The sequence below is a fragment of the Streptomyces sp. NPDC059169 genome, assembly GCF_042755225.1.
Classification (GTDB): domain Bacteria; phylum Actinomycetota; class Actinomycetes; order Streptomycetales; family Streptomycetaceae; genus Streptomyces.
The window spans coordinates 319,146-329,537 of record NZ_JBHZCF010000007.1; the positions used below are offsets into that span (position 1 = coordinate 319,146).

Consider the following 10,392-nt stretch of genomic DNA (forward strand, 5'->3'; position numbering starts at 1 on the left):
TCAGTAGACGAATTCTGCAACACTGACCGATTAGTCAATGAATCAAAAATTCCGCTTTTCGGTGGTCAGTCGGGGAGCGCCGGTGCCCCGGTTCCTGTCAGACGTGTGACTTCACAGAAGTTCGAGCCGCCGGCCGATGCCCCGTTCGGTCGCTGCGCGGTGGACGGCGTCGATCAGTCCGACGTCGAGGATGGACATGCCGAAGGGGTTGCTCACGACGTAGCCGTTCGTCGGCCGGACGGCGGGGATCCGGCCGAGCAGCACCTCACCCAGCGTCCCGTTGAGGGTGCGGCCTGGTCCGTGCTGTGGGGCCCCGGGTGAGCCGGGTCGCCCCACCTTCTTCTCCTGGAGGAGCCGGCCGAGGATGCGGCGGGGGTTCTCCTCGATCAGGTCGAGGTCGTCGCCGAAGACCGCCTGTGCGCCGAGGAACACCTCCTCGGTCAGGTCGTCGAGGGAGACGTGGGCCAGGAAGGAGCCGGGGCTGATCCAGTCCGCGGGGATGTACGGGTCGTTGCTGGTGGTGAGGGTGACGGTCACGGGGTTGGCCCCGACCGCCTCCTGGGCGGAGCTCGCCGTCCGTACGGTCAACTGCGGGTGTTTCTGCGTCGCCCAGCTGACCATCTCCGCCGCACGCTCCGCCGAGAGGTCGAAGACGACGACGTTCGTGACGTCCGGGAACGTGCGTGCCAGCAGGTCGAGGTGCGCACGGGCGAGGGTGCCGGTGCCGACCAGGCTGATGCCGTCCCAGCTCTCCGGCCCCAGTGTGCGCAGGCTGACCATGGTGTACGCGGCCGTGCGCATCGCACTGAGGTAGCCGGCCTCGGCGATCATCAGGGGCCGGGCCGTCTCGGGGTCGAAGACGAAGCTGAGGCCGCCGGCCCGCTCCAGTCCGCGGGCGGGGTTGCTCACCGATGCGTTGATGAGCTTCATTCCGTAGACCGAGCCCTCGGGTCGGTGCAGTGCCCCGAGCATGGCGATGGCGCGGCTGTAGGCCCCCTCGCTGTTGTGCCACGGGAGGTAGCCCTCGGCCGGGATTTCCGTGCGGCCGTCGGCCTGGTCGCGGAGGACTCCGGTGGCGACCTCCACCGGATCGACGGTGTCCAGACAGGTCAAGACATCCGGCCGGCTGAGGAAGAGCAGAGATTCCTTTGGCATGGGAGTTCCTTGCCTCGTGCCTATGGTGTGCGGGACCAGTGGAGCGGCAGGGAACATGTGGAATGACATTGCGCCGCACGTGCGACAGAAACTGCCATCAATGGCAGGCGCATGAACATACCCCCGCTTCGCTCGGTGCTGAGCTGTGCGCAGCATAACTGAACGAATGCGGAGTATCAGGGGGTATGGCTCTGCCTTCCGAGGGCCGACACGCATCTGGCCACATGGGGCGGTCGAAGGTGGGCCCATAGGCGGGTGAAACGGTGATAGGCGGGCATCGGTCGGTCAGCAATCGGTCAGCCGTTCGTCAACCCGGTCGGATAACTTGATTCGTGTCCCATGGAGTGCACGGCAATGCGTACCGCCGTACGTACATTCGGTGCGAAAATCCGCCGAGCGACCCCCGGCGATACCACTTCCTCTTTCCGGATATTTCCATGCTGTTCATTTCTGTCGATTGCGTCTGAGAGGAGCTGATCGGCTGTGACGTCATTGCTCGAAGTGTCGACCCACTGGCCCCGACAGGTTTCCCTTGCCGATCTGCAGGATGCGCTCGGCCTGACTGACCGCGAAATGCGCCGCTACGGCAGGGGATTCGGACTATCGGAGATCTGCTGGGACGACACGATGCCGGAGAAGGACATCCTGCTGGCCGCCCTCGACAAGCTGTCCCTGCTGCGGGGACAGGAGGACCGGGTGCGCTACGTCATCCGACCGAGGACGCAGCGCTCCCCGTCGCCCTATCCGGACAGCGTGCTCCAGCAGGTGCGCCGGGAAGCCGGACTCGGTCACGCCCGTACCTTCGCGGTGACCGAACACGCCTGTGCGTCCGGTCTCTTCGCGATCGACCTGGCGGGGATGCTGCTGGCCGAGGACGAGGACCCGGATGCGCTGGCACTCGTCCTGGTGGGCGAGAAGGCCTATTCCCGGGTGGCGCACCACCTGCTGGGGATGGGGGTCACGGGGGAGGCCACCTCCGCGGTGCTGGTGTCGTCGGGCGGTCCGCGCGACCGGGTCCTGGGCTTCGCCGTCAGGACCGCGGCGGTCGGCGAGCCGAGCATGGTGATGAGCGAGGAGGGCGGCGCCGCTTTCCGCGAGCTCTACGGTGACGTGCTCGTGGAGACCGTGGGCGCCGCGCTCGCCGACGCGGGCACGGCGATGGGGGACGTCTCCCTGGTGCTGCCCCACAACGTGAACAGGGTCGCCTGGGTACGCATGGCCGACCGCCTCGGCGTGCCGGTCGACCGCATCTTCTTGGACAACATTCCCAGAACCGGTCACTGCTTCGGTGCGGACCCGTTTCTCAACTACGCCACGGTGCGCGAACTGGGGCGACTGAACCCGGGCGACCGGTACGTGATGATCTCGGTGGGGCTCGGGGCGAGCTTCGCGGCCCTCGTCGTGGAGCACTGAAGCAATGCGTGGACAGGGGAGTCACGTGAACCGACCAGGATTCAACGAACGGCTGAAGCGCGCACTGACCGGTGACCGGTCCGCGCCGCTGGTGTTCCTGGGGAACTTCGAAGTCGAGGAGCAGTGGGCCCGTGGCGAGTCCGGGCTGCCCCGTGTCACCTCCCGGGTGAACACTGCCGTGGTCAACCGCATGGACGAGTTCGCCCTGTTGCTGGGCGCGGCCGACGACCACGTCGTCCTGAAGACGGAGCCCGACCCCGCCTATCTGCGGTATCTGACCGACCTGGGTGTGGAGTTGCCCACGGTCCACGTGATCGGCGAGCAGGACCCGGGCAATACGGTCACCGAGGACGCACTCGCGGACGGCCGGCTGCTCGGAGTGCTCGCGGACCTGGGCGCAGCGGGCGCGCTGATGCTCCCGCACGGGGTGTCCGGGGCCGAGGAGGAGCTGTCCGAGAAGACCGGGCTCGCCCTGGCGGCACCGCCGGCCGCCCTGTGCAAGTCCGTGAACAGCAAGGTCTACAGCCGGCGGGTCGCCGACGCCCTGGGGCTGCGACAGCCCCGCGGGTGGGCGTGCTCCACGCTCGCCGAGTTCGCCGCCGCCGTCGACGCGGCGACGGAGATCCTCGCCGCGGGCGCAGTGGTGCTCGTCAAGGAGGCCTTCGGCGTTTCGGGGAAGGGGATCTCGACCATCGAGAGCCCGGACAGGCTCCGGCGGTTGCACCGGATGGTCGTGAGCAGGGCGGAGCGGGCCGGAACGGACCGCGTCGCCTTCGTCATCGAGGAACGCGTCGACAAACGAGCCGATCTGAACTACCAGTTCACGGTCTCGCGTGAACGCGAGGTGCACATCGACTTCGTCAAGGAGGCCCTGACGAGGAACGGCGTCCACATGGGACACCGCTTCCCCCCGGACCTCTCCCCGGCGCAGGTGGACGAGATCCACACCACGGCCCGGCTGCTGGGCGAGCAGCTCTCCGCCGACGGCTACGCCGGGGTGGTGGGCGTGGACGCCATGCTGGACCCGTCCGGCGGCGTGTACCCGGTGATCGAGATCAACGCGCGCAACAACATGTCCACGTACCAGGTGCGGCTGCAGGAGCAGCTCATGCGCGACGGCCAGTTCGCCCTCGCGCGGCACTACCCGCTGACGCTCCACGAGCCACTCGCGTACCAGACCGCCGCGCGCCTGCTCGACGACGTACTCCTCACGTCGCCCGGGGGCGCCGGCCTCGTGATCAACAACTTCGCCACGGTCAACGCGGGCCGGGGTGCCGAGGGACCGTTCCCGGGCAGGCTGTACGGCATGCTCATCGGAGATTCTCCCGAGGAGCTGACGGCCCTGGACACCGCGGTGACCGACGTCCTGGCCGCTGGCCTCGGAAGGGAATCCGGTGACCGCTGAATTCCAGGTGCAGGGCCAGGACGTGTCCGTCCTCGCCGCCCGCTTCGGTACCCCGCTCTACCTCTACGACGGCGACGCGCTGCGGCAGCGCATCACCGATGTGCGGGAGTTGCTCCATCCGCGCCTCGAGGTGTTCTACTCGCTCAAGGCCAACCCCAACGTGTCGATCTGCGCGTTGCTGCACGCGCACGGGGCGAAGGCGGAGGTCTCGTCGCTCACCGAACTGCGCACCGCGCGCCGGGCCGGGGTGCGCCCCGAGGACATCATCTTCCTCGGCCCGGGCAAGAGCCGCGCAGAGCTGGCCGAGTGCATCGAGAGCGGTGTCCACGCCGTGATCTGCGAGTCGCTGTCCGAGTTGAAGCTCATCGACGAGGTGGCGGGCGAGCTCGGGCGGACCGCTCCGGTGGCGCTGCGGGTCAACCCCAGTTTCGAGGTGAAGGGTTCCGGGCTGACCATGGGCGGCAAGCCCCGTCAGTTCGGCATGGACGAGGCCCAGCTGCTGGCCGAGCCGCCCCTCGGCAAGGACCTGGCCCACACCCGGTTGATGGGCGTGCAGGTCTACATGGGCACGCGCATACTCAGCGGGTCCGCGGTCGTCGAGAACACCCGGCAGATCCTGGCCCTGGCCCTGCGGATGGCCGAACACCACGGCTTCGAGCTGGAGTTGGTCGACATCGGTGGCGGTCTCGGGGTGGCCTACTTCCCCGGGGAGCAGGACCTGGACCTGGCGGAGCTGGCCGAGGGGCTCAACCCCGTGCTGGACGCGTTCGCCCGGGCGCACCCGGCGACCCGGCTGGTCATGGAGCTGGGCCGTTACCTCGTCGCCGAGTCCGGTACCTACGTGGCTCGCGTGCGCTACACCAAGACGTCCCTGGGGGAGAACTTCGCCGTCGTGGACGGTGGGACGAACCATCACATGGCCGCCGTCGGTATCGGGTCGTTCGTGAAGCGGAATTTTCCCATCCGTTTGCTTAATCGCTGGGACGAAGAGCCCACCGAGAGCTGGAACGTCACCGGTCCGCTCTGCACGCCGAACGACACGCTGGGCAAGAAGGCGAGCCTGCCCCCGGTGCGTGAGGGCGATCTCGTCGGAGTGCTGCGCTCGGGAGCGTACGGGCCGAGCGCGTCCCCCGTGCTGTTCCTGAGCCACGGACACCCCGCCGAGGTCCTGGTCCTCGACGGCCAGGCGCACGTGGTGCGCGAGCCGGACGAGTGCGAGGACCTGATGCGCAAGCAGCACCTCCACCCGTTCGCCGGTGCCGCCGGCTGAACTCGGGCACGGCTCGGCGGGGCGGCGTTCCGGCCGAGACCAAACGCGGTCTCCGCCAACCACCCCTCGTGCAGCCGAGACATTCCCTGGCGTCCCCGACACCACCCCTTCCGCGAAAGGCTCACCCATGACGGACATCATCGACGTCGCCCAGGCCCCCCGTAACGCCACTGACCGTGCCCGGGTCACCGCGGCGATCGTCGAGGCCCTCGGCGCCGTGCTGCAGCGGGACCTGCACGACGTCACTCCCGACACGAGGCTCTTCGACAACCTGGGGCTCGACTCGACCGGCGTGCTCGACCTGCTGCTGCGCCTGGAGGAGCTGCTCGGGTGCGAGTTCGACACCGAGAACCTGGAGATGAGCGACTTCGCCACGATCGACTCGCTGGCGGACTTCATCACCAACGCCCTGGACGCGTGACGATGCCCCTGACGGAACCGTCGACCGTGGACGGCAACGGCCCCGCGCCGCTGGGTGCCCCGGTGCTCCGGGTGGTCAGGGGCGTGCACCGGCGGTTCGACGGGGGCGCCACCCGCCCCGACGGGAACGACACCACGTACCTCCGGGACCAGGCCGCCCAGGCAGGCGTGGCCTTCCGCCCGGACCTGATCGAGGGCCGGACGGGAAATTCGTTCGGGGACATGGCCGTAGAGCTGCTGGCCGACTTCGGGGACGACCTGGGGCCGGTCGAGTTGCTCGCCCTGGCCTACGCGACCCCGGACGTCAGCCCCGTGTCGCTCACGGCGCCGCTGGTCGCCGACCGGATCCCCGGCAGGCCCATGGTCCTGGCGATCACCGACCAGGGACGGACCGCGCCCTTCACCATGCTCTCCGTGACGCGCGGCGCCATGCGCCGCCACGGCTTCCGGCGTGCCCTCGTCATGGCCTTCGACCAGGCGCTCCTGCCCTACGAAACCCCGTCCTCCGGCCCCCACCACCTCGCGGGGGACGGTGCGGCCGCGCTGCTGCTGGAGACGGCTCCCGACGTCACGGCGTCCGAGGGGTACGCGGTCCACCAGGTCAGCGGGGTGGAACCCGCCGAGGCACGGCGGGGATTCGCCGAGCTGGCCGCCGGTCTGCTTCCCGAACGGGGCGGCCACCTGCTGCTGGGACCCGGAGTCGGGGACGACTGGTGGAGTCCGGCGTACGCCACCAGCGTTCTGCGGTTCCCCCACGGCTATCCGTGCACGGCCCTGCTGGGCGGACTGGCCGACGCACTCGAGCGGACCCGTTCGGACCCGGTCGTACTGGCGGACCACGACACGGAGACGGGCGACCTGTCGGTGTGTCGCGTCGGCGGGGCGACGGCGTGACGGCGCGACGACGCACCACCGACGACCGTGCCCCGGCGGAGGAGGTCCGGCGCACCGCCCGCGAGGAGGGGCTCGCCCCGGCGGTCACGGCGCTGGCGGCGCACCTCACGGGGGACATCCTCGCGCCCGGCCCGTACGGCCACGCGGTGCTGCCCGAGGACGGTTTCACCGGTGGGCGAGACCAGGAAGTGCTGGGCCGCTGGGAACTGCCGGGCGGCGCCGTGCTCCTGGTGCACGGCGCCCGGCGGGGACCCGGCGCCGGGGCTGTCGACCAGCGACTGCTGCTGGCCCTGCGCCTCGGGCTCGTCGAAGGACTTCGGGACGCCTGTACGGCACGTCTGGCGTCGCGCCCGAGCGGGGACGGCACCGTGCTGATGCAGCAGATGGTCAAGGGGCAGGTCGCCGAGGGCTTGGCGCACCAGTTGGAGCTGGCCGCGGTACTCGCCTCGCTCGACGACGACGCGCCGGACGCTTCGCAGGTGCGCCATCTGCACCGTGAGGTGACCGCGGCCGGCCGGGCCGTGCTACGGCTGTTCGGCGCCCACGGCTTCCTCGCCGACGGGCCCGGCGCCGTCGCCCACGTCTCGGAGCTGCTGGCGGACGTCCACCTCCCCGCAGAGGAGACCGCATGAGCGAGTTGCAGGACCGCCTGGCCGCGCTGCGCGGCCAGGCGCGCGAATGGGCGGCCGACTTCCGTGCCGCCGCCCCGGACCTCGACCGGGACCCGGAGCGGATCAAGGACTTCCTGGACCTGCCCGGAGTCCGCTACCTGAGCACGCTCGGCGTGCCCCCCGGGTTCGGGGCCGCACCGCTCAGGGTGGGAGCGCACGGCTTCGCGGGCACGACCGCCCTGGAGCGGACGGTCGTATTGGAGGAACTCGCCCGCGGGGACGTCGGGATGACGCTCGCCGCACCGGGCCCGTCGATGTCCGGGGTGCTGATGGAGCACCTCGGTGACTGCGCACAGCGCGAGGAGTTCTACGGCGCGTTCGTCAACGCGCCGACCTGGACCTGCTTCGCCCTGACGGAGCCGGAGCGCGGTTCGGACGCGGGCGCTCTCGCCACCACGCTCGCCACCGAGGGCGGCAGACTCGTGCTGAGCGGGACCAAGCGGTACGTCGGCAACTCCGTTCGCGCACGGTACGCCACGGTCTTCGCCCGCACCCGGCCCGGCCCGCTGGGAGTGACCGCGGTCCTGGTGGACACCGCTTCCGACGGGTACGCGGCCGAGCCGCTCGACACGCTCGGGCTGCGGGGCGCCCAGCTGGGCTCGATCACCCTGGACCGGGTGGTGGTGGACCCTGGTCGGATCCTCGGCCGGCACCTCTCCCCGACCCGGCGGGGCATCCGGGCCTGCATCAAGGTCTTCAACGAACTGCGGCCCGGAGTGGCAGCACTGGCGCTCGGCATCGCCGGAGCAGCCCATGACCACCTGAGGGAGAACGGGCTCCCCAGCCGGGGACCGGACCGGGAGCGCATCGACACGCTCGGGTGGCGGATCCGGGCCACCAGGGAACTCGTGCTCCGGGCGGCGGCCGATGCCGACGCCGAGGGGGACGGCTACCTCGCCTCCGCGGCCAAGGCGCGGGCGTGCGCCCTGGCCGAGGAGGTGACGCTGGCCGCCTGTGAACTGCTGGCTCCCGCAGCCCGGTTGACGCATCCGCTGCTGGACAGGTTGGTGCGGGACGCCCGGGGGGTGGAGTTCATGGAGGGCACCCGCAACATTCAGCACCTCAACCTGTTCCAGGGGCTGTTGACGGGCAGGGCCGGCTGAGACCGACCCCGCCGCGGCCCGCAGGCGGCCCGGCTGGTCAGCCCCTGTTGAGGTACGTGAGCACGGCCATGACCCGGCGGTTGTCGTCCTTCGACGGGGGCAGGTCGAGCTTGGCCAGCATGCTGTTGATGTGCTTGGCCACAGCCTTCTCCGTGATGACCAGGGCGGCGGCGACGGCCGCGTTGGACCGGCCCTCCGCCATGTACCCCAGCACCTCCCGCTCCCGTTCGGTCAGCCGGGACAGCTTCTCGTCCTGGGAGTTGCGGCTGAGCATCCGGGAGACCACGTTCGGGTCCATGACCGTGCCGCCCGCGGCAACCTGGCGCAGCGCGGAGACGAACTGGGCGGTGTCGAAGACCCGGTCCTTGAGCAGGTAGCCGACCCCCCCGTCGCCGTCCGCCAACAGTTCGCGGGCGTAGAGCTGGTTCACGTACTGGGAGAGGATCACGGAGGGCTGGCCGGGACGGTTGCGCCGGGCGGTGAGCACGGCCTGCAGGCCCTCGTCGGTGTGGGTGGGAGGCATCCTGATGTCGACGAGCGCCACGTCGGGTTCGTGGTCCGCCAGCGCCTTGATCAACTCCGGACCGGTGGAGGCGGAGGCGACGACGTCGAACCCGTTCATCTCCAGCAGGCGGGCCAACCCCTCGCGGAGCAGGAACTGGTCTTCCGCGAGCACCAGGCGCATGCCGCCCTCTCCTGTTTTTGTCATCCGTCCGAGCGGGGTAGCCCGTGCCGATGGCCCACAAGGTAGCAATCACAGCGCTGGGCAGGCAACGCGGAAAATCGGTCAGCACCCCGTCATCCGAATGTCAGCACCCTTTGACAGGATCAGTAGTCATTGCAGTGATCGCGGCAAATACATTGATCGGCAACGGCCGGCCGGCCTGGACGAACGGGGGTCGACCATGTCTACGTGGACGGTGTCCCATCAAAGTCATATCCGCGCCTTATGAATTCAACACGGAAGACCTCTACGTCGACCTCGCCGGAATCATCGGGCATTGCCTCATGCTCAAGTGTGAAGGCTTCAACTTCGCGGGCTCCATCAAGCTCAAGGCTGCCCGCTCGATGGTCGACGCCGCAGAACGGGCCGGGAGCCTTAGGCCCGGTGACACGCTTGTGGAGAGTTCCTCCGGCAACCTGGGTGTGGCACTGAGCATCGTGGCGGCGAGTCGCGGCTACCGATTCGTCTGCATCACCGACTCCCGCTGCACGCTGGGCGCCCGGCAATTGATGCAGACACTGGGCAGCGAAGTGCACGTCATCACCAAGCCCCATCCGATCGAGGGGCTCCTGGGGGCGCGCATCGAACGCGTTCGTGAGCTCTGCTCCCAGAACAGTCGCTACCTGTGGATCAACCAGTACGCGAATCCTGCGAACTGGCAGGCGCATTATCAGTCGACCGGCCCGGAAATCCTGTCGGCCTTTCCCGACCTGGCGGTCCTCTTCGTCGGGGCGGGCACCACCGGCACCCTGATGGGCTGTGCCAGGTACCTGCGCGAGCACAAGCCGTCGGTCAAGGTCGTCGCGGTGGACTCGATCGGTTCGGTCACCTTTGGCGGGGCCGCCACGCCACGCATGATCCCGGGTCTCGGCTCCGGGGTGCGCCCGCCGCTGCTGGACGAGTCCCTCGTGGACGACGTCGTCATGGTGCCCGAGATCGACACCATCCGCGCCTGTAGGGCCGTGGCCAACTCCGGTTTCCTGTTCGGGGGTTCCACCGGAACGGTGGTGGCGGGGGCGAAGTCCTGGCTGGCGGACCACCCCCTCGCGCCGGCCGCCCCGGCCGTGGCCGTCGCACCCGACCTCGGGGACCGTTACCTGGACACGGTCTACCAGGGCCAGTGGGTGGCCGACCTCTACGGCACCGAAGCCCTGGAAGAAGGAGCCCTGGAGGACGAGGCACGAGCGGGGACGGGCTGACCCGCACCGCCGGCGCGGGCCCGGGGCCGAATACCACGGACGGGCGCCCGTACCGGCCCCGGCGTCCTCGCCTCCCGCCCTTCCCGTCCTCCTCGTGACCGCCGCTCCGCGCGCCCGATCAGAACATCCCACACAGCG

General features: G+C 69.6%; 10 protein-coding genes. 8 read left to right on the forward strand and 2 right to left on the reverse strand.

Annotated features, from left to right (window positions below; translation table 11 throughout):
* Nucleotides 1-111 precede the first annotated feature (111 nt).
* Nucleotides 112-1,155 carry a hypothetical protein gene (locus ACFXOM_RS16175; protein WP_384929142.1) on the reverse strand — a complete coding sequence of 348 codons (1,044 nt, stop codon included), beginning with the start codon at nt 1,153-1,155 and terminating at the stop codon, nt 112-114.
* Nucleotides 1,156-1,638: 483 nt separating this feature from the next.
* On the opposite strand from ACFXOM_RS16175, the gene ACFXOM_RS16180 reads away from it, so the two are divergent.
* From ACFXOM_RS16180 to ACFXOM_RS16210, 7 genes are all read left to right on the forward strand, one after another.
* The gene (locus ACFXOM_RS16180; RefSeq protein ID WP_384929139.1) at nt 1,639-2,568 is read left to right on the forward strand and encodes a 3-oxoacyl-[acyl-carrier-protein] synthase III C-terminal domain-containing protein; all 930 of its coding nucleotides are present in this window, start codon (nt 1,639-1,641) and stop codon (nt 2,566-2,568) included.
* Between the two features lie 25 nt (nt 2,569-2,593).
* A complete protein-coding gene (locus ACFXOM_RS16185; protein ID WP_384929137.1) occupies nt 2,594-3,973 on the forward strand; it encodes a hypothetical protein in 1,380 nt (459 codons plus the stop codon).
* Complete coding sequence (gene lysA, locus ACFXOM_RS16190; RefSeq protein WP_385038219.1) at nt 3,963-5,243, forward strand: diaminopimelate decarboxylase; 1,281 nt, start codon at nt 3,963-3,965, stop codon at nt 5,241-5,243. The genes ACFXOM_RS16185 and lysA overlap by 11 nt, the downstream gene beginning before the upstream one ends.
* Before the next feature lie 127 nt (nt 5,244-5,370).
* On the forward strand, nt 5,371-5,664 hold the full coding sequence (locus ACFXOM_RS16195) for an acyl carrier protein (protein ID WP_384929131.1): 294 nt from the start codon (nt 5,371-5,373) through the stop codon (nt 5,662-5,664).
* Nucleotides 5,661-6,557, forward strand: a complete 897-nt coding sequence (locus ACFXOM_RS16200) for a hypothetical protein (RefSeq protein ID WP_385038222.1) — start codon at nt 5,661-5,663, stop codon at nt 6,555-6,557. The genes ACFXOM_RS16195 and ACFXOM_RS16200 overlap by 4 nt, the downstream gene beginning before the upstream one ends.
* On the forward strand, nt 6,554-7,189 hold the full coding sequence (locus ACFXOM_RS16205; protein WP_384929126.1) for a hypothetical protein: 636 nt from the start codon (nt 6,554-6,556) through the stop codon (nt 7,187-7,189). The genes ACFXOM_RS16200 and ACFXOM_RS16205 overlap by 4 nt, the downstream gene beginning before the upstream one ends.
* Nucleotides 7,186-8,331, forward strand: a complete 1,146-nt coding sequence (locus ACFXOM_RS16210) for an acyl-CoA dehydrogenase family protein (RefSeq protein WP_385038225.1) — start codon at nt 7,186-7,188, stop codon at nt 8,329-8,331. Before ACFXOM_RS16205 ends, ACFXOM_RS16210 begins: the two co-directional genes overlap by 4 nt.
* 37 nt (nt 8,332-8,368) lie before the next feature.
* Here the strand turns inward: ACFXOM_RS16210 and ACFXOM_RS16215 are convergent, their stop codons facing one another.
* The gene (locus tag ACFXOM_RS16215) at nt 8,369-9,016 is read right to left on the reverse strand and encodes a response regulator (protein WP_384929668.1); all 648 of its coding nucleotides are present in this window, start codon (nt 9,014-9,016) and stop codon (nt 8,369-8,371) included.
* 323 nt (nt 9,017-9,339) lie between these two features.
* On the opposite strand from ACFXOM_RS16215, the gene sbnA reads away from it, so the two are divergent.
* Nucleotides 9,340-10,254 (forward strand): 2,3-diaminopropionate biosynthesis protein SbnA, encoded by a 915-nt coding sequence (gene sbnA / locus ACFXOM_RS16220; protein ID WP_384929122.1) that lies wholly within the window; start codon nt 9,340-9,342, stop codon nt 10,252-10,254.
* Nucleotides 10,255-10,392 lie beyond the last annotated feature (138 nt).

Bases quoted from the DNA above. Each gene is read 5' to 3' on its own strand.
- ACFXOM_RS16175 (WP_384929142.1), bottom strand. From the start codon at position 1,155: ATGCCAAAGGAATCTCTGCTCTTCCTCAGCCGGCCGGATGTCTTGACC.
- ACFXOM_RS16195 (WP_384929131.1), top strand. From the start codon at position 5,371: ATGACGGACATCATCGACGTCGCCCAGGCCCCCCGTAACGCCACTGAC.
- ACFXOM_RS16210 (WP_385038225.1), top strand. From the start codon at position 7,186: ATGAGCGAGTTGCAGGACCGCCTGGCCGCGCTGCGCGGCCAGGCGCGC.
- ACFXOM_RS16215 (WP_384929668.1), bottom strand. From the start codon at position 9,016: ATGCGCCTGGTGCTCGCGGAAGACCAGTTCCTGCTCCGCGAGGGGTTG.
- sbnA (WP_384929122.1), top strand. From the start codon at position 9,340: ATGCTCAAGTGTGAAGGCTTCAACTTCGCGGGCTCCATCAAGCTCAAG.